Source organism: Xanthomonas sp. WHRI 7065 (assembly GCF_040203115.2).
Lineage (GTDB): Bacteria > Pseudomonadota > Gammaproteobacteria > Xanthomonadales > Xanthomonadaceae > Xanthomonas > Xanthomonas arboricola.
Map to the genome: position 1 here is coordinate 2,669,119 of NZ_CP168194.1, position 16,590 is coordinate 2,685,708.

The following is a 16,590-nucleotide window of genomic DNA, read 5'->3' on the forward strand; positions in this document are numbered from 1 at the left end:
GCATAACATTGGCGAGGCCGCCGCGCTCAGCGAGGTCAGCGCCAAGATGATTCGCCACTATGAAGGGATCGATCTGATCCCTCCGGCTAGTCGCACCTTTGCTGGCTATCGCCTTTACACCGATGCCGATGTGCACAGGCTTCGGTTCATTCGTCGTGCCCGCAACCTGGGATTTTCCATCAAACAAATCCAATCGCTATTAGGCTTGTGGAGCGATGACCGGCGAGCCAGCGCCCAGGTCAAGAAACTGGCCCAGGGCCACATCGACGATCTGCAGATCAAGATTACCGAGATGCAGGCCATGCAGCGAACGCTGCGCGACCTAGCAAGTCGATGCCATGGCGACAACCGCCCGGAATGTCCGATTCTGGATGATTTGGCGAGTCCGACGAACGGGCATTGACGTTGCCACAGTGGGAAGCCTGACGCTAGCTATCCCTGCTGGTTGGAGCAGCAACGCATGCATCGACTACATATCCCGGCCATGGCTTGCAGCGCATGTGTGGCACCCATTCGACGTGCGCTGATGAGCGTAGACCCCTCGATGCGGGCGCAGTTCATGCCGGACCAACGCCGCATCAGTCTCGAAACCCGCCGTCCGCTTGAGCTGATAAAGCAAGCACTCAGCTCGATCGGCTATCCGGCCCATATTGTTCATTAGTGGCGTCATCAAAGAATGCGTTGTGCCATTGCGCCATCTCGATCGCCACGCTCACCAACCTCGCCGAATGAGCCTCATGCACGCCTACCGCGTCATCCGTGGACAGGGTCCACAAAGCCTTCACAGAATCGAGGTTCCGCCCTCGTCCTTGGGTGAGAACCAGGTGCTACTGGCCGTCAGGGCCGCCTCGCTCAACTACCGCGACTTACTCGTTGCTCACGGTCAGATGGGGGCCGGCGAAGCCCGCATCCCATTATCGGACGCCGCCGGACAAGTAATAGCTGTAGGTTCGGCGATCACCGACTTCTCCATCGGTGATGCCGTACTCCCCATCTTCTTTCCGCGGTGGACTGAGGGATTTCCCAGCGAGCAAACGCTGTCCCTGTCGCTGGGTGGCAACATCGACGGTGTGCTGACGACACATCTGGTGGTAGATCAAAGCGCATTGGTGCACGCGCCACGCACTCTGTCGTGGGAGCAAGCTTCTACGATCGCCTGCGCAGGGGTCACTGCCTGGCACGCGTTGTTTGAGTTGGGCGCGCTGCCCGACGGTGCTCATGTGCTGATTCAGGGCACCGGCGGCGTGTCTACATGGGCGGTCCAACTCGCGCTGGCAGCCGGCTTGCGCGTCACGGTGCTCTCTGGGAGGGAAGAGGGCATCGAGCATATGGTGGCATTGGGGGCACAAGCTGACATCAACTACAACACCGATCCCAACTGGGATGAAACGGTGCTCCGCACGACCGGCGGCGTAGATCTGGTGATGGACATCGGTGGAGCCGGCACGATTGCTCGTTCGTTGCGAAGTCTGCGCCCCGGCGGCAAAGTCGTGACCATCGGTGGCGTCGCTGGCGGATTTGCATTGAGCATCGATCCATTCTCACTCATCGGCGGAAAGTCGCTCACCGGAGTGGTAGTGGGCTCCAAGAAAATGACCCAAGCCCTTGTCCGCTTCATCGACGAGCACGCCATCGTGCCGGTTATCGACACCATCTTTCCTTTCGCTGAAGCTGCTGCCGCGTTTGCGCGGATGGAACATGGAAGGCCCATCGGAAAAGTGGTCATCGCCATCAACTAGCCTATCGGTTTCACACGAGCTCCTTCATGCCTCTGATCAACATCAAAGTCTCTGCCTCTTCGTCGCCAGCGCTGACCGCGAAGATATCTAAACAGGTGAGCGATCTGACCAGCCGGATTCTAGGAAAGAAGGCGGGCCTGATCGCGACGATCATCACGTATGTCCGGCCTGAAGATTGGCTGATCGGAGGAATGACGCTGAGCGAGATTGGCGTCGCAAGCTTTTCGCTGGAGATCATCGTGACGGATGAGACCAACACCAAAGCGGAGAAGGCGGAGTATCTTGCCGAGGTATTCGCTTGCTTTGAGCGCATGTTAGGCCCCGTGCACCCGACAAGCTATGTACATGTCCACGATGCGCGCGCCTCGGCCTATGGCTACGGTGGGCATACGCAGGAAGCGCGGTTCCATCGGTCCTGACATTCCCATTGCGCGCATATCTCGCGCGAAGGCGCGCTGTCCGGACAAGTTTTAAGGGACTTACATACCTAGGAGCTTTCGCCGGGTACCGCAAAGATCTGTCTGATGTCCATGGGGGTCGTGCGGCCATCTTTTGCTACGAGCTCATGAAAAGCTTCTTGAACTTTGGAGAGTTGGGCCATCGGCAAAGTGATTTCGCCCGATCTGACCGGATCGCACCAGTACGCCGTGTTGGTCAACGCAACATGCTGGCGGCAAACCATCGGACGGTCCTGGTAGATCGAGCATTGTTCCTGGATGAGGAAGGGGCAAGGCGAACCATGGAAGTCGGCACTAGGAAGCGACTTCGGCAATCGAGAATGCGAGGAGCGCTTCTCAATAAGCTCGGCCTCAACGGGATAAAGGTGCACCGGGTAGTGGCAACATGCCGAGCACCCCGCACTGCATGCGACATACGGAGCTATCGCAGCGGACAGGATCTCCATTTCCCTGTGCAAGGCGCGCAGCTTTTTTATCGGGCTTCCAGGCAAGGCGGCCAGCCGACTGGCCAAGCTGGCTTCTCTGTCTTGGATTTCCATCGGAATGCCAGTAAGCATTCGATCGAAATTCGCCTGAGCATTCTTCTTGGCCTGAGCAGGATCGCGCTCTGAGTCATCCGTTTGCTGCGTCATCGGTGCCCCTCAAGCGTGCCGGGTTGATTCTCGAAACCTACAACGTGAGCAAGACGCCAGTCGAGGGCGGAGCCACTCAGACACAGACTCACCATACCGGCCACGTCGCGGCTTTACATAAGCGACGTTATGCGAAGTAAGCTATTGATTATATTACATTAATCAAGGAATCGCAAGGTCTGTAGTTGCACCGTGCGCTGGCCGGCCACAAACGCGATAAGCTAAGCATTCCTTAGCGATAGTCATTCTTGATGTTATGACGATGCCATCTGAGCGCACCCGCAATGTGCTGCAGGCGGGCGCATTCCTCAGGCAGCTAGCGGCCAGCCAAGCCGTGCCGAAAGAGGTGCGGCAAGAGGCATATCGACTGCTGCGGCACTATCCAACCGTCAGCGACATCGAGGCGATTGCTGAGCACGAAGAGCGGCTGCGAGCGCTGACCCAGTCGGCCTTCGTACGGCCCTACCTGAGCAGCGAGATCGAGGCGGATTGGTTCTCCGGGTACCCGCTTGGCCCTCATCGCATCTGACCATGAAGCAACCGAGCAGGCCGCGTGGAAGAGGGACTACGTCTGCGGAGACAGCGCTGGAGGCTTCCTTTGAACGGGCCCGCGACAGTGCAGCCGAGGAACGCGCATTCTTCAAGCGACTGATGGATGCGATCGTGTACGTGCATGCGCCCGTCTCGGACGACGCGCGGACACTGCGCCTCGTCCAGTTCCGCCATCCTGACGGTTTCGATGCGATCCCTTTCTTTACCTCGCTCGACAAGGCGCAGGCGGCCAGCTCGGCTGCTGTCAGAATTCTGGGAGTTTCAGGCCGTGAGCTGCTAACCGGTACTCGCGGCGCGACGTTGATGCTCAATCCCAACGACGGCGGCGTTGTCCTGTACCCGGAAGAGGTTGCGACATTCTTGGATACGGGCTTTCTGGCCAGGGTGGAACGGCTGGCGCCGGCGGAGTTCGCGGTGAGGCCTGCCCAGGCCGCACCGGCTTGGCTCGCTCCGGCCATCAGCGGCAGCCTTGAGCACGCCGACTTCGTCTCATCGGCGTATCTCCTGGAAACTCACTCGTCAGGGGGCGTCGAACAGCCTCCCGGTCTGTTGATCTGGCTCGTGGTCGACCTGGCTTTCGCCGAGCGGGCGGCTCGTCTGGTGACCACCGCCATACAGCCCTTATGCTCAGATTTGGACGTAATCATCGACTTGGCGGTCCATGACGTATCGCTGCCTTTGCCGGCGGGCTTGGATGATCCCCAGATCCTGCCCATATTCACGAGAATCAAGCCAACTTGAGCGCAGCTCATCGGCCTATGAGCCCTGAAGACAAGCTACTAGCACTCCTTCCGGAATTGACCGAGGAAGAGAAGGATCGGCGGACCCGCGAGGGTATGGCCGACGTCGACGCTGGACGTACGATCCCGCACGAGGAACTACTGCAATGGATCAGGCGATGGTCGGAGCCTTCCTGAGCAGTACTCCAGGAATGCCTGTGTCACGCGGCTTCTGGTTCGATCAAGCCTAGGTCTGTAATCCACGAACTGCCTGACGTCGAGGGGTGTTTCCTCGTTGAATCATGGTGTTAGAGCCGATTCGGCTGTTTTTCTCACGAATCCCTGCCGACCCTCTACTTGAGATGTCAGAAGCTTTGGTGGAGGCGTCGCGACGGCCAGTGTAATACCTCAGTAGAATCTGGCAGGATGACTCGCTGTACGCCTATCGCGGCGGCGGCGCGACATTGGACGCTTGCAAGCACGCCCCTCTACCGCTGTACGCGTTCGTGATTTTCACTGAATTGGAGGCTCGTGCTTCACCGGGCATGGCTTACGTGGCAGGTAGCGACTAGCGACCAGTGAATAGCTTCGATTGCCGGCTGGGCGTGAGCCGGTCGGCGTGGGTCAGTGTCGTAGCCTTCAGGCGCCGCCTGCCTTCGGGCGAGAAGGCATCTATCTCCTTGAGCTCGATCAGCCTTGCCAACGCATGCTTGTACTTGTCGCTGTCGGCCGGCGAGGTGTTGCAGGTGGTTGCGAAAAGCTCACCCAGTGTGAGGCCGGCGTCAACGTGGATACGCCGCGGCAGTTGCTCCATCAGCGCCTTGACGCTCGCTTCGGCCGCGGGGTCGTCGAACCCGAAGGGCAGGGCATTCTGGCCGAGGAAGTCGTCGTCCCTGCGCGTATGGTATCCCAGGATCGCGCCCTGGAACATGTCGATGCCGGCGCCGCCGTAGTGCAGAAAATCGTTGTTGCTCTTCCAGTGCACGCCGGTCATGACGTCGCGAGCCTTCGGGTGCTGCGACAGATGCACCAGCCAGTAGTCGCCGTGGCCGGTCGTGCGGATGAAGAACACCGTGTAGTACTGCGCGCCAGTTTTCTCGATCAAGCTTTGGTACAGGCGGCTCTGGATGAACAGACGGAACTCGGGCTCGTTGACTTTGATCTCGCGCACCGAGCGGCCCTTGAACACGTCGGGGATGCCCATCGACTGCAACGTCTTGCGCGACTGCAGCGTGTCGCTGACGAAGTTGATGAAGGAGTCGACCGCGAAGGTCAGGATCACCTCCGAGCGCGGTAGCTCGCGCAGGATGTTGCGGATCATCGGCAGTGGCACGTCGCTATAGCCGTACTGGTCGAGCAAGAACAGCGAGCGGCCTTTGCGCGGACTCTTGCCCTTGATGAACTGGATGATCGCGGCGGCGTGATCTTCGAAGCCGCCCTGATGCAGATGGATGTCTGTGCCAAAACGTTCGCCGAAGCCTTCGTCGCGCAGAGTCTTCTGCAGGGAAGCGAAGCCGTCGGGATGCTTCTCGATGAAGACGTAGTCCACCAGCATCTGTAGCGGCTTGGTGCGCTGCATGCTCATCAGCGCCTGAGCCTCGCGCACTGTGTTGAGAAACGCAAAGGGGGAACCAAGTACCCGCTCCCCGGTATCCTCGTGACTATAGATGCCGCCGCCAGCGAACCCGTCGACCAGCGTGACACGCATGGCGTCTTGATGCGGCGAGCTGACTAACGTCTGCATATACTCGAGCAGATAAGCCTTCAAGACCTCGTGCTTGGCGACGCTGTGTTGGGCGATTTGCGCAGGGGCGCCGTCGGCCGACCATTCGTAGGCTTTCTTAACCACCGACTTTCCTGGGCTGCTGGAACTGCTTTGAGTTTATGCGCTAGAACAGGGAAAACGCCAAAAATGGAGTCTTTCACTCGCCCTTAGGCCATGGCGGCGACATGAGCCGGCATTTCGTCCCAGGTGCGCCCGTTGAGCAGCCGACCATTCTTGGCCTTGGCGCGACGCTTGCCGTCGGCGCCCCAGCCACCCCATTGCTTGAAGAAAAAGGCGACCTTCTGGGCGTGGCACTGCACGCGCACTGCCTCGGCCCATTCGGGCGCCATTGGTCGTGCCTTAGGCCCAGACTCGCCGCCAACGATGACCCAATGGATACCGCTCAGGTCCAGTGCGCCAACGTTCTCGAGCAACGGCTCGACCGAAAGAAAGCGGATGCCGGCGTTTATTGTGCGTAGATAGTCGATGCGTGGCACGCCGTGGCGGCGATTCTCGACCGATACACCCAGCCAGACGTTGGTTGGCACCGTGCGCGTGCGGAAGAACCGCGCCATCCGCGCAGCTCGCTTGGTGAGTACCTGATAGGAGTGCTGCGGCGTGGCCGCCATCACCGCAACGATCTGCTCGATGTAGATGTCGGGTACCTTCTCGTGGAACAGATCCGACATCGAGTTGACGAAGTACGTGGTTGGCTTCTTGCGCTTAAGCGGCTCTTCAAGTCGGCTTGGCAGCAGGGTGAGCGCGAAGCCATTCTCATAGCCGACCGTGCCCATGGCCTTGAGGCGGCGGGCGAGGGTTTCGGCGTAGCAGTTCTTGCAGCCGGCCGAGATCTTGGTGCAACCGACGATCGGATTCCAGGTCTGCTCGGTCCATTCGATCTTGGACGTGGTTGTCATGCGCTTGTCCTTTTCTGCAGGATATTGACGCGCAGTTTCAGGCGCTGAGACGACGCGTGAAGTGTAGCAAGCACGGCAAGACCGGTCACTGCGCGTCCTCAAGCAGGCATGCGGCGGGATTGTTGGTGGCGCTGCCGGATTGGAAATACCCAATCGCCTGGGCCACCGAGCGATGTTGGGTCAGCGCCATCAAGGCGGGCAGGGCGACGCCCTGGCGACCGCCTTCAGTAATGAAGCCCGAGCGAAGGCTGTGCCCACCAAAGTCTCCCTCCAGCCCGGCCAGGCGCGCGCGGCGCTGCACGATCGCGGCGACCGCCTTAGGCGACAGCGCCGGGCCGACGCGATCCTTCCAGAGACGACGGAAGAGGGGGCCGTCGATTATGGCCGCCGCATTCAACCAGGCATCCAGCGCAGCACCGGCGCGGCCAAGCACCGGCTTGTCTGGGGTGCCGCTAGCATTGGGGCCGGCCTGCTGGGTCTTACTGTGTTCTAACCGGTAGACGAAAGCGGTCTGACCAACGCGGCGCAAGTCCTGCCAGTTGGCTGCGGCGATCTCGCTGCGTCGCCGCCCTCCACTGGCAAAGCCGAATAGCAGCAGGGCCTTATCCCGAAGCCCCTCTAATGAATCGTCGCAGGTGACCAGCAGCGCTTCAAGTTCGCTACGGGTGATGGCAGTCTTCTTGTGTGGCCGCTCGCCACGTTTGACCGAGGCGCGGCGCCCGCGCTTGAGCAGCTGGCGTACTGCAGGCGCTTCACACGGGTTAGCGGCCTTATGCGCTTGGTGGGCCGCCGAGAGCACAGCCACGCGATGCACAACAGTGCTGAGCTTAAATGGACCGAGCTTCTGCTTGAGGCCAGCTGCGACCAGGTGTGCATCCAGTGCCGGCGGCAGCTCCCATGTCAGGCCAGTCTTTCCGCGCCGGGCCAAGTGGTCGACCACAAACTGGACCACCGCCGGCTCGGGCACCGGCAGCGTGATCGGCTGCCCAAAGCGACTCTGGAACCAGGCCGCCCAGTACCGCAGGGCGGTGGCATAGCTGCGGGTGGTATTGGCTGCGGCTGCTTCGGCCAGCAGTTCGCGCACGGCGTCGGCAGCCTGCATCGCGAGACGATCCGGAGCGAGAATGCGGAAGGCAGGGACACTAGGCGCGAGCATGTTAGATTTCATATGTCGTACGTATTAAATACTGCAATTTAAGGTGTCTACTGCCGATAACTATCTGTTATCGGACATGGATTGGCAATGGGGTAGGGCGTTCGAGTCGGAGGGCATCAGATGGCCAAAGGAATCCAAGAAAACGAGGTCTTTAAGGCGGCTGATGCGTTGCTCGGCGCCGGCGAACGGCCGACCGTCGAACGCGTGCGCCTGCACCTCGGACGCGGTTCGCCGAATACGATCGGGCCGTTGCTGGACGCGTGGTGGACTCAGCTCTCCCAGCGGCTCGATCACCGGCTGGCGCTGCCGGAGGTTCCGGAGGATGTGGGCGTGGCCTTAGCCAAAGTGTGGGAATTGGCGTTAACGGCCGGGCGTGGACAAGCAGACGCTGCGCTGGCGCCAGAGCGCGCTTTTCTGGCCAATGCCCAAGCCGAGATAGAAACCCGTGTGACCGCCGAGCGCGAGCGCATTGCCGCCATTGAGGCACAACGCCAGCAGGCGGTAGTTGCTGCCCAGATCGCCGAGGCGGCTTTAGCCGTCTGCGAGCAACGAGCCGGCGAGCTCGCCGTACAGGTGGGCGCGCTGCAGCGGCAACTGGAGGAGCTGAGCGGGCGCCGGGGCGCCCTGGAAGTGCAGCTGCACAGCGCCCAATCCCGTCTGGAGCAGGAACGAAGCGCGGCCGCGGGCGAACGCGAAACCCTGCAGACGCACCTGCGCCAGGTCGAGGATCGGGCTTACACCGAGATCGATCGCCTGCGCCAGGAAGCCAAGGTGCACAAGGCCCAACTGGCTACGCAGGCCCGCGAACATGTCGCAGCACTGCGCGAGGCCGATCAAGGCCGACGTGCGGCCGAACGGGCCCAGCATAGCGCCGAACGTGAGAGCGCCGCTGCCCAGGCACGGGCGCAGGCACTCGCACAACCACGTCCCGCCAATGCGCGGCCCGCCATCAAGAAAAAGGCTGCTAGTGCCACGCGCAGGTTGCCCAAGCGGTAGGCTGCGCCCTCGCCGCTGGCAAGCGGGTGGGGCTAAGCGCTACGCTAAGAACTCCTTAGTCTTGGTGAGCAGTCGCATGACCCTGCCTGACGAGCGCACTCGCAATCTGCTACAAGCCGGGGCGTTTCTCAAAGAACTCGCCGGCAGCCAAGCCGTGCCCAAGTCCGTGCGCGAGGAAGCCCATCGGCTGTTGCGTCACTACCCGACACTCAGTGATGTGGAAGCCATCGCCCAGCATGAGGAGCGGTTGCGGGACCTCACCCAATCGGCGTTTGTGCGGCCGTATCTAACCTCGCAGTTCGAGCAGGAGTGGTTTCGCAGTTACCCCAAAGGTCCTCATCGAATTTAACGATGGCGCGTATACAAAGCCACGTAGGAGCCACGTAGGGGACGGGAATGCCTGAGGAGCGGCGACCTAGAAGTCTCGGTGAAACGGGTGCGAGACCGGCTCGCCGAGTCCATTTCCGACACCCAGACAGGCACCTTCCCTAATTTGGGCAAGCCCCTGCCGGTCCGTGCAGACGATCTCAGGGCCTAGACTTCTTGCGCTTAAAGGACTTTCGCCGGTCCGCCGCGGCCTTTGACGTGGCGACAAGCATCTCTCTGCGGAAGCGCTCCGCCAATACAACCGCCTCGTCATAGATGCCTGGCTTGCCGCCCCTCAGCCGAAGAAATGTCTGCTGCAACGTCGGAGAGATACCCAGACGCCGGTGCCTCATGAAGTAACTCAGTTGCTTGGCTCCAACGTAGGAAGAGAATCCGGCAAGGAGGATGCATACCTGGATCCACAACGAAGCCGCCGCCGGGACCTCACCCGAATAGATGCGAATAAGCATCCATCCGCAGCCCACCAACATGACGGCCGGGAACGCCATAAAGATAAGCCGGAGGGGCCTGCCAAACCGCAGAATCCCTACTGGATCGCGAGCCCGCGCGATTGTGTCAATTGCGTAAATAAACAAGGGTACGCCCAAGCACGCAATGTCAATGTTCGACAAGGAGTAGCTTGTTTTTAGCCAGGCTGAAGATCGCAGAGAGTACGGCTGCAAACACCAGTAAAGAGAGCAGATCAGAGTGAAGCTCGGCGTAAAATCGCCTCAAGAACTCGTTGTTCTTCCTGTAGTGCGAGTTTAACAGGTCCGCAAGATAGAACGCGCTCAAACCGCATGGAAGATCAATGAGCGTTACAAGGGGCACGGCGAGCGATGCCGGCCACCCAAGGGAAATGAGATATGGAGTAAAGGCAAGCAATCCCCAAAGAAGAGAGCCTGCGACTACTAGTAAGAGGATGATGTGCATCGAGTTCAATCATAGAAATCTGTGATAAACATCGGCAAGACGTACGCAGAACTTGAGTCAATCCGCTTATAGGTTATTAGCAACCCCGCATCACTCAACGTGCTTCGGCGTGAAGTTCGCGCAGAAAGCACGCCCCTGCGTCCGGATCGGGCGCGCGTGAGTCGTGTGCAGTGCGAAGCTCAGGATGCTACCTTCTTCTTCAAGCAATGTGGCGACTGGGGAGTCGGTGGCAAGCGACGCTCCAAGAAGGCCAACGTGAGCTAGATCAACAGGGGGAAGAGGGAATGAACGGAGTCACTCGCCAAGCCTTGGCGCGCTATGAAGACAGGGAACACTCCTTGGTTAAACACACCATTTTGGCGTCCTATCTTGAGCGCTGCTTGATGATCATCGGACAGCAATGGAGCAAGATCGCATACATCGACTGTTTTGCTGGCCCATGGAAATCGTCCACTGATGACCTGTCCGACACGTCTCCAGGTATCGCTATCCACATCATGGCGGCCTGCCAAGCGCAGCTGCGTGAGAAGATGCAACGTCAGGTGCAAATTCGCTCGATTTTCGTGGAATCCGATACCGAGCGCGTGGACCTGCTGAACGCTCATGTCCAGCACGCGCCGTCGAGTATCGCCCGGCCGGAAATCTGGCGTACTTCTTTCTCAGAGGCAACCCCAGCCATATTGCGCTGGCTGCAGCCGGACGAATTCGCTTTCGTGTTCGTCGATCCCTTTGGCTGGAAAGGCATCATTGAACCGACCGTGCTGGCCCCTTTTCTTAAGCGGCCACACACCGAGCTCCTCATCAATTTCATGTGGAACTTCGTCAATCTGGCAACCGGCCTAGCCGAGCAGGACACCAACTTGGCTGCGGTGTTTGGCACAGATTGGCGTGACGCAGTGATCCACGGGGGCGAAGCCAAACAACGCGAGCTGATGCGACGTTATCGACGAAAACTTGCGGACGTGTGCGATGGCCATGGTGGTCAGCGTCTGCGCACCGCCATGCTTCCGGTGGAATACATTAACAAAAGAAAGGTCATCTTCAACTTGGTATATGCCACTCATCACCCTGCGGGGCTGGTGGTGTTCTGGGAAGAGGCAGAGAAAACGGCGCAGCAGCAGACGAGGCTCAAACTGCAACATCGCTTGGACAAGAAGGCTGAGAAGCTGGGACAAGGCGACTTCTTCAATGCCGACCAGCATGAAGATGAGCCGACGATGCCGTCCTACGATTTGAAAATGGCCTGGCTGCGAAGGCTTCCTCAAGTAGGGAGCACTCTGACTGTCGACACGGTCGCCATGGCTGACCTGATCGAAGAAACCGACGGTTTGCTTTCTGAGCTGCAGGCTGCGCTCGGCGAACTGATCAAATCCGGCATTGTCGAGAACACAAACGCCAAACGGCGACGCACTGTGAACGTAGTCAACTATCGTAAGAACGAAGTGTTGCGACGCCTGGCAGCCTGACCACGGCGATTTTTTTTGAACGCCTTCGCTTTGCGTCATCGTCGCAGGCATAGTCAAGAGGAAACCAAGGACACGAACGAGCCGGTCTCATTGAGACCTGGAAGGAGTACGAACTGAAGCGGCGTTGAAACTGGGGATTTCAAAGCGCGGCGTTGCGGTTTGTGGGGCTACCAAAGTGCGGCTGTTGAAATCCGGGATACTAGAGTGCGGCCATTGGGGAGGGTTGATGCGGCTGCTGGTTAGAAATTGCTGCGCTCAACCCCGAGCAAGGGCAAAAACTAACGGGAGGCGCAAAACCTGTGACTTACCCGAACTGGACGCCGGACCTGTGACTTGGCCGGTGGTGGGGTGAAAAGTCACAGCTTTACCGAACCCGGTTGCCGCGCTCAACAAGAGCCAAATCCAGCGAAGTCGAGCCGATGCCGCCCGGATATCTTATTTCGCATAATGTATATTATGTCAGAAACAGTTTAGCAGCCGACTACCTCACAGCCCCGTTGTCTTCCTGCAGCTCCCGCTTGAACGGCACATCCGGCGGCGGTCTGGCTGTTGCCGGCTGATCGTTGAGATTCGGGTCGCTCAGGCCGCAGCCGCCGCCGAACTGCAGCAACGACACCACACAACTGATCTTGGTGGTCGTGCCCGGGATCGGGATTTCGATCTTCTTCAGGCCGCGCCGTACCCACTCCTGCAGCAGCGACTGGTTCGGCATCCAGTACTTGTCCAGCGAGGTCGGCGTGTAGCCGTACGGCGGACGCTTGAGCCAGGTGCCGCCCTGGGCGATCTGGTCGCGGGTCCAGGTATCGGTTTCGCTGCCTGGCGGTCCTCGATCACCGGCGCCGTTGCCGGCATCGCCGGCTCCGGCGGCGACGTGAACGCTGCCGTCTGCGTTGAACATGCCATTGCGTGTTCCATTGGCGCCTGTGGCTTCACCGGCGCGACGACGGTCGGATTTACTCCAGTCGTCTGCATTGGCCGCAACATCCCAGCCGCCGCTGCGATCTGCTGGCGCCGGGCCGGCATTGCTGGTCGCCGGCTTGGCTGCCGATGCGGCTGCCGCCGTAGTGCTGCTGGGTTGCGCCGATCGCGCCAAATTCGCCTGTGCCTGATTGGGCTGCGTGGACGCCGCCGATGGTTGCGTTGCCGCAGCTACCGACGTCGACGATGTCGGCGCTGGAGTCGCCGGCGTCTGCTGGGCTGGCCCGGCCGGTGCCGGTTGCGGCGCGGGATCCGGCACGCTTGGCAACTCGGTCGTTCGAATGGCCACGTCAGGCATGCGCACAGTCGGCGTGATCTCGCGGCTGCGCACCGATGGCGCAACGACCTGGGGCCGGTCCGGAACGACGATTTCCCGCTCGCGCACCGTCGGTGCGTTGGCAGTGCGCATCGCGACGGTCGCTGCGGGACGCTGCAATTCGCGCAGCTGCGGCTGCTCGGTCACGGTCTGGATATCGCGCTGACGCACCTCGATCTGCGGTGCGGCCGGCGCGACCGGACGCGGAGCGAGCGTGATCGTGGGCGGCGGCGGCACGACAAAGTCGTTCGTGGCCACCGGTGTTTCGGTGACCTGTAGCGGCGATTCGATCGTCACCGGCGGCACCTGTACGGTCACGCGTGGCACCTCTGGAGCCACCGGTTCGCTGGCAGCGGCAGCCACCGGTTCCGGCGCGATGTCCTGGGCCTGGGCTGTGCTTGAAGGAGGGTCGACGGACTCGACAGGCGCAGGCACCGGCGGCGCTGCGCTTGCCCCGTTCGGCTTGCCGGTCGCAGCGGTCACAGCAGATGCACTGGACTGCGGCGCCGAAGCCGCATCGCCCGAGGCGGCCTGCGCAGCGTCAGTGGGCTGCCCTTGCCCACCGCCCTGCTCTGCCGCACCGTCGCCGATGAAGGTCATGCGCACCCGCGATTCGTCGCCGGTCTTGGTGTCATCCGGCGCCCAGCGCACCGTGACGACCCAGATCAGCAGTGCGATGAAGCCAAGATGGATCAACAGGCTGCCGAGCAGCGCCAGCCAGTGTTGTGGCCGCTGGTCTTTCGGCCGCGGCTCCCAGTGCTGCCACCACAGGCTGCGAAATGCCTGGAACGGCGACAACAGCGACGCCATGCCAGCACCTGCAGGCGGCGCTGGCCGTGCCAGCAGCACGCCCATCACCTGGTCATCGTCGAACGCAGCCGCCGGCCCGATGCGGCTGCTCATCCAGGTTGCCCAGCCGTAAGGCAGGCCGGTGCGCCGATCCAGGATGAGCTTGCCCGGCATGCGCGCGCGCAGTGCCTGCAGCAGATCGGCGGCCGTGGTCACCGGTGGCGGGGAATCAGGCCGCGCTGTCGCGCGGGATATACGGCGCGTCGCCGGTGGCGTGGTCGGTCGCGTCGCGCACCGCAATCACGCCGGGCACGCGCCCCATCAGGGTCTTCTCGATGCCCTGCTTCAAGGTCACATCGGCCATGCCGCAGCCGTGGCAACCGCCGCCGAAGCGCAGCAGCACGACACCCTCTGCCGAGACCTCCTGCACCGCCACACGGCCGCCATGCGATGCCAGCTGTGGGTTGATCTCGTTCTCCACCACCCAGCGCACGCGCTCCACCATCGATGCGGAATCGGCCGGCGCTTCGCCCTTGATCTTGGGCGCCTTGATGGTGAGCTGCTGGTTGCCGGTGGACTGGGTGACGTAGTCGATCTCGGCGCCATCCACCCAGGGCACGCTGGCGGCAACGATATATAAGGTGAAGCCGTCGCAGTCGATCGCCCATTCGTCGCCGCTCAGGTCCGCCGGTTCGGCGAACTCCAGCCGGGCGTCGGCGCGCGGGGTGCCCGCGTCCACCGCGCTCAGGCGCACGCCCATGCCGGGCACGCCCTCGCGTTCGATGAGCTTGCGGAAATAGGTTTGGGCTTTGTCGGATATCTGGATCATGCGGGTTATTCTACCGCTCAATGCGCCTGCGCTCATGGAACACCGTGATCCTGAGTGAACGCGCTGTCCGCCACCCCTGCGAGACTGTCATGACCGATCTGATTCCCCTGGAACAGGCCCATTGCCTGCCGCGCAAGGGCAGCGACCACAAGCTCGGCGAAGCGCGTCTGGCTGAACTGCTGCCGCAGGTGCCGGGTTGGGAGCTGGCCGAAGTGGGCACGGCGATCACCCGCACATTCCGCTTTGCCGACTATTACCGCACGCTGGCCTTCGTCAACGCGCTGGCCTGGATCGCCCACCGCGAGGACCACCACCCCGACCTGGGCGTGCATTACGACCGTGTGGTGGTGCGCTATTCCACCCACGATGTCGGCGGATTGAGCGAAAACGACTTCATCTGTGCGGCCAAGGCCGCCCAGCTTTACGATCAAGGAGCCACCCCATGACCCTGTCTCGCGCTGCCCTCGCCGGCCTGTTTCTTGCCATCGGCATCAGCGGATGTGGCAAGTCGTCGCAGCAGCCCGCAGCCCCGGCGGTGGCACCGACCGAACTGGCCGCCTTGAAGACCCCGCCGCCGGAATACTCGCCGCAGCTGGCCTGTGCCGGCATCGGCGGCACCTCGGTGCTTCGGGTCGTGGTCGGTGTCGAAGGCACCCCGACCGACGTCTCGGTATCGCAAAGCAGCGGTCAGCCGGTGCTGGACGAAGCCGCGCAAAGCCGCGTGCGCGAATGGAAATTCCGGGCCGCCACGCGCAATGGCCAGGCAGTGCCGCAGACGATCCAGGTGCCGGTCGCGTTCAAGCCGCCGGTGCCGCGCCCGGACGAATGCTTCGCCATCGAAGAGCGTGCGCGTCGAGGCGGCTAAGCCGCCTTTGATGCCTTGCGCGTACGGCCGCGGCAACGCGCCGGCGCGCAGCACGCAAGGCTGAGCACGGCGAACGGCCTGCATCAGCTCCAGCTACCCGCGGTGCACGCCTGATGCCAGCGTGCACGCGTCATGGTTATCGCGCCAGACACCACGCGTTCGTCATCCAGGCATGGCCATCCTGCAGCCGCAGTGTGGTCATGCGCAAAATGCGCAGCAGCAGTCGCCACGCTCCCCCGCCGAGTACGTTCTATTCCACGAGGTCGTGCGTCACATGCTCGAAGTGTCATCCCACAATGTCTGGACCGCATTTGCGGTCACGCTGGCCGCTGGCCTGGCGACCGGACTCGGCAGCCTGATGGTCGTGTTCTCCAAGAAGCCCAACCCGCGCCTGCTGGCATTCGGGCTGGCATTCGCCGGCGGCGCGATGGTGTATGTGTCGCTGTCGGAGATTCTCAACAAGTCGATCGCCTCGTTCTCCAACGCCTACAACGACAAGCTCGGCTTCACCTTCGGCACGCTGGCGTTTCTGGCCGGCATGCTGCTGATCATGGTGATCGACCGCCTGGTGCCCAACCCGCACCAGAGCCTGTCCAGCGACGATCCGCTGTTCCGCGACGACAACCGTGCCTATATCCGTCGGGTCGGCTTGATGACCGCCATCGCCATCACCGCGCACAATTTCCCCGAAGGCCTGGCGACCTTCTTCGCCACGCTGGAAAGCCCTGCGGTCGGCATGCCGCTCGCGTTCGCCATCGCCATCCACAACATTCCCGAGGGCATCGCCATTGCGGTGCCGGTGTACTTCGCCACCCGCAACAAGTTCTACGCCTTCGGCGCCAGCCTGCTCAGCGGACTGGCCGAGCCGATCGGTGCCGGCATCGGCTATCTGGCCTTGTCCAGCGTGCTGTCCGAAGCGGTGTTTGGCACGGTCTTCGGCCTAATTTCCGGGGTGATGGTGTTCCTGGCGCTGGACGAATTGTTGCCGGCGGCCAAGCGCTACGCGAAGGGCCACGAGACGGTCTACGGCCTGGTGGCCGGCATGGGCACGCTGGCGATCAGCCTGGTGTTGTTCCGCTTAGCCACGCCTTAACGCCCGGCGGAGCCGCAGCCG

The 16,590-nt window shown here is 61.6% G+C and carries 18 protein-coding genes; 11 read left to right on the forward strand and 7 right to left on the reverse strand.

Annotated features, from left to right (window positions below):
• Positions 1–46: 46 nt before the first annotated feature.
• From ABQY64_RS11150 to ABQY64_RS11160, 3 genes are all read left to right on the forward strand, one after another.
• A complete protein-coding gene (locus ABQY64_RS11150) occupies positions 47–403 on the forward strand; it encodes a MerR family DNA-binding protein (RefSeq protein WP_228903389.1) in 357 nt (118 codons plus the stop codon).
• A gap of 334 nt (positions 404–737) precedes the next feature.
• Positions 738–1,739: an NAD(P)-dependent alcohol dehydrogenase gene (locus ABQY64_RS11155; protein ID WP_180969286.1), complete on the forward strand. Its 1,002-nt coding sequence runs from the start codon at positions 738–740 to the stop codon at positions 1,737–1,739.
• A gap of 26 nt (positions 1,740–1,765) precedes the next feature.
• Complete coding sequence (locus tag ABQY64_RS11160; RefSeq protein WP_065031416.1) at positions 1,766–2,158, forward strand: 4-oxalocrotonate tautomerase family protein; 393 nt, start codon at positions 1,766–1,768, stop codon at positions 2,156–2,158.
• Positions 2,159–2,226: 68 nt separating this feature from the next.
• Here the strand turns inward: ABQY64_RS11160 and ABQY64_RS11165 are convergent, their stop codons facing one another.
• A complete protein-coding gene (locus ABQY64_RS11165; RefSeq protein WP_065031415.1) occupies positions 2,227–2,829 on the reverse strand; it encodes a YkgJ family cysteine cluster protein in 603 nt (200 codons plus the stop codon).
• A 262-nt stretch (positions 2,830–3,091) separates the two neighbouring features.
• Here ABQY64_RS11165 and ABQY64_RS11170 point away from each other — a divergent pair, with 262 nt between their 5' ends.
• Both ABQY64_RS11170 and ABQY64_RS11175 read left to right on the forward strand, forming a co-directional pair.
• Positions 3,092–3,358 (forward strand): BPSL0761 family protein, encoded by a 267-nt coding sequence (locus ABQY64_RS11170; RefSeq protein WP_044305148.1) that lies wholly within the window; start codon positions 3,092–3,094, stop codon positions 3,356–3,358.
• A gap of 122 nt (positions 3,359–3,480) precedes the next feature.
• Positions 3,481–4,122, forward strand: coding sequence for an SseB family protein (locus ABQY64_RS11175; RefSeq protein ID WP_374151293.1), 642 nt, complete (start codon positions 3,481–3,483; stop codon positions 4,120–4,122).
• 546 nt (positions 4,123–4,668) lie between these two features.
• Here ABQY64_RS11175 and ABQY64_RS11180 read toward each other — a convergent pair.
• The 3 genes from ABQY64_RS11180 to ABQY64_RS11190 all read right to left on the reverse strand — a co-directional run bounded on the left by ABQY64_RS11180 (position 4,669) and on the right by ABQY64_RS11190 (position 7,950).
• Positions 4,669–5,949, reverse strand: coding sequence for a three-Cys-motif partner protein TcmP (locus tag ABQY64_RS11180; protein WP_349780596.1), 1,281 nt, complete (start codon positions 5,947–5,949; stop codon positions 4,669–4,671).
• Between the two features lie 83 nt (positions 5,950–6,032).
• Positions 6,033–6,782, reverse strand: coding sequence for a DUF5131 family protein (locus ABQY64_RS11185; protein WP_104573372.1), 750 nt, complete (start codon positions 6,780–6,782; stop codon positions 6,033–6,035).
• An 85-nt stretch (positions 6,783–6,867) separates the two neighbouring features.
• Positions 6,868–7,950: a site-specific integrase gene (locus ABQY64_RS11190; RefSeq protein WP_349780597.1), complete on the reverse strand. Its 1,083-nt coding sequence runs from the start codon at positions 7,948–7,950 to the stop codon at positions 6,868–6,870.
• Positions 7,951–8,058: 108 nt separating this feature from the next.
• Between ABQY64_RS11190 and ABQY64_RS11195 the strand changes: the two genes are divergently transcribed.
• On the forward strand, positions 8,059–8,934 hold the full coding sequence (locus ABQY64_RS11195; protein WP_349780598.1) for a DNA-binding protein: 876 nt from the start codon (positions 8,059–8,061) through the stop codon (positions 8,932–8,934).
• A gap of 76 nt (positions 8,935–9,010) precedes the next feature.
• Positions 9,011–9,283, forward strand: a complete 273-nt coding sequence (locus ABQY64_RS11200; protein ID WP_154832056.1) for a BPSL0761 family protein — start codon at positions 9,011–9,013, stop codon at positions 9,281–9,283.
• Positions 9,284–9,918: 635 nt separating this feature from the next.
• Here ABQY64_RS11200 and ABQY64_RS11205 read toward each other — a convergent pair.
• Positions 9,919–10,233 (reverse strand): hypothetical protein, encoded by a 315-nt coding sequence (locus tag ABQY64_RS11205; RefSeq protein WP_349780599.1) that lies wholly within the window; start codon positions 10,231–10,233, stop codon positions 9,919–9,921.
• 284 nt (positions 10,234–10,517) lie between these two features.
• Here ABQY64_RS11205 and tcmP point away from each other — a divergent pair, with 284 nt between their 5' ends.
• Positions 10,518–11,699, forward strand: a complete 1,182-nt coding sequence (tcmP, locus tag ABQY64_RS11210; RefSeq protein ID WP_374151294.1) for a three-Cys-motif partner protein TcmP — start codon at positions 10,518–10,520, stop codon at positions 11,697–11,699.
• Between the two features lie 481 nt (positions 11,700–12,180).
• Here the strand turns inward: tcmP and ABQY64_RS11215 are convergent, their stop codons facing one another.
• Both ABQY64_RS11215 and ABQY64_RS11220 read right to left on the reverse strand, forming a co-directional pair.
• Positions 12,181–13,998: a transmembrane repetitive protein gene (locus tag ABQY64_RS11215; RefSeq protein ID WP_349779406.1), complete on the reverse strand. Its 1,818-nt coding sequence runs from the start codon at positions 13,996–13,998 to the stop codon at positions 12,181–12,183.
• Positions 13,999–14,011: 13 nt separating this feature from the next.
• Positions 14,012–14,611, reverse strand: coding sequence for an NfuA family Fe-S biogenesis protein (locus ABQY64_RS11220; protein WP_039815233.1), 600 nt, complete (start codon positions 14,609–14,611; stop codon positions 14,012–14,014).
• 89 nt (positions 14,612–14,700) lie between these two features.
• Here ABQY64_RS11220 and ABQY64_RS11225 point away from each other — a divergent pair, with 89 nt between their 5' ends.
• The 3 genes from ABQY64_RS11225 (at position 14,701) to zupT (ending at position 16,569) form a co-directional block, all read left to right on the forward strand.
• Positions 14,701–15,057, forward strand: a complete 357-nt coding sequence (locus tag ABQY64_RS11225; RefSeq protein WP_024938664.1) for a 4a-hydroxytetrahydrobiopterin dehydratase — start codon at positions 14,701–14,703, stop codon at positions 15,055–15,057.
• Positions 15,054–15,476: an energy transducer TonB gene (locus tag ABQY64_RS11230; RefSeq protein ID WP_349779405.1), complete on the forward strand. Its 423-nt coding sequence runs from the start codon at positions 15,054–15,056 to the stop codon at positions 15,474–15,476. Before ABQY64_RS11225 ends, ABQY64_RS11230 begins: the two co-directional genes overlap by 4 nt.
• Before the next feature lie 274 nt (positions 15,477–15,750).
• Entirely contained in the window at positions 15,751–16,569 is an 819-nt protein-coding gene (gene zupT, locus ABQY64_RS11235; RefSeq protein ID WP_349779404.1) for a zinc transporter ZupT, read from the forward strand.
• Positions 16,570–16,590 lie beyond the last annotated feature (21 nt).

Excerpts from the sequence above, each read along its gene's own strand:
- tcmP (WP_374151294.1), top strand. The coding sequence starts at position 10,518 with ATGAACGGAGTCACTCGCCAAGCCTTGGCGCGCTATGAAGACAGGGAA.
- ABQY64_RS11200 (WP_154832056.1), top strand. The coding sequence starts at position 9,011 with ATGACCCTGCCTGACGAGCGCACTCGCAATCTGCTACAAGCCGGGGCG.
- ABQY64_RS11220 (WP_039815233.1), bottom strand. The coding sequence starts at position 14,611 with ATGATCCAGATATCCGACAAAGCCCAAACCTATTTCCGCAAGCTCATC.
- ABQY64_RS11165 (WP_065031415.1), bottom strand. The coding sequence starts at position 2,829 with ATGACGCAGCAAACGGATGACTCAGAGCGCGATCCTGCTCAGGCCAAG.
- ABQY64_RS11230 (WP_349779405.1), top strand. The coding sequence starts at position 15,054 with ATGACCCTGTCTCGCGCTGCCCTCGCCGGCCTGTTTCTTGCCATCGGC.
- ABQY64_RS11175 (WP_374151293.1), top strand. The coding sequence starts at position 3,481 with ATGGATGCGATCGTGTACGTGCATGCGCCCGTCTCGGACGACGCGCGG.
- ABQY64_RS11170 (WP_044305148.1), top strand. The coding sequence starts at position 3,092 with ATGCCATCTGAGCGCACCCGCAATGTGCTGCAGGCGGGCGCATTCCTC.
- ABQY64_RS11150 (WP_228903389.1), top strand. The coding sequence starts at position 47 with ATGATTCGCCACTATGAAGGGATCGATCTGATCCCTCCGGCTAGTCGC.
- ABQY64_RS11185 (WP_104573372.1), bottom strand. The coding sequence starts at position 6,782 with ATGACAACCACGTCCAAGATCGAATGGACCGAGCAGACCTGGAATCCG.
- ABQY64_RS11160 (WP_065031416.1), top strand. The coding sequence starts at position 1,766 with ATGCCTCTGATCAACATCAAAGTCTCTGCCTCTTCGTCGCCAGCGCTG.
- ABQY64_RS11225 (WP_024938664.1), top strand. The coding sequence starts at position 14,701 with ATGACCGATCTGATTCCCCTGGAACAGGCCCATTGCCTGCCGCGCAAG.
- ABQY64_RS11205 (WP_349780599.1), bottom strand. The coding sequence starts at position 10,233 with ATGCACATCATCCTCTTACTAGTAGTCGCAGGCTCTCTTCTTTGGGGA.
- zupT (WP_349779404.1), top strand. The coding sequence starts at position 15,751 with ATGCTCGAAGTGTCATCCCACAATGTCTGGACCGCATTTGCGGTCACG.
- ABQY64_RS11195 (WP_349780598.1), top strand. The coding sequence starts at position 8,059 with ATGGCCAAAGGAATCCAAGAAAACGAGGTCTTTAAGGCGGCTGATGCG.
- ABQY64_RS11155 (WP_180969286.1), top strand. The coding sequence starts at position 738 with ATGCACGCCTACCGCGTCATCCGTGGACAGGGTCCACAAAGCCTTCAC.
- ABQY64_RS11190 (WP_349780597.1), bottom strand. The coding sequence starts at position 7,950 with ATGAAATCTAACATGCTCGCGCCTAGTGTCCCTGCCTTCCGCATTCTC.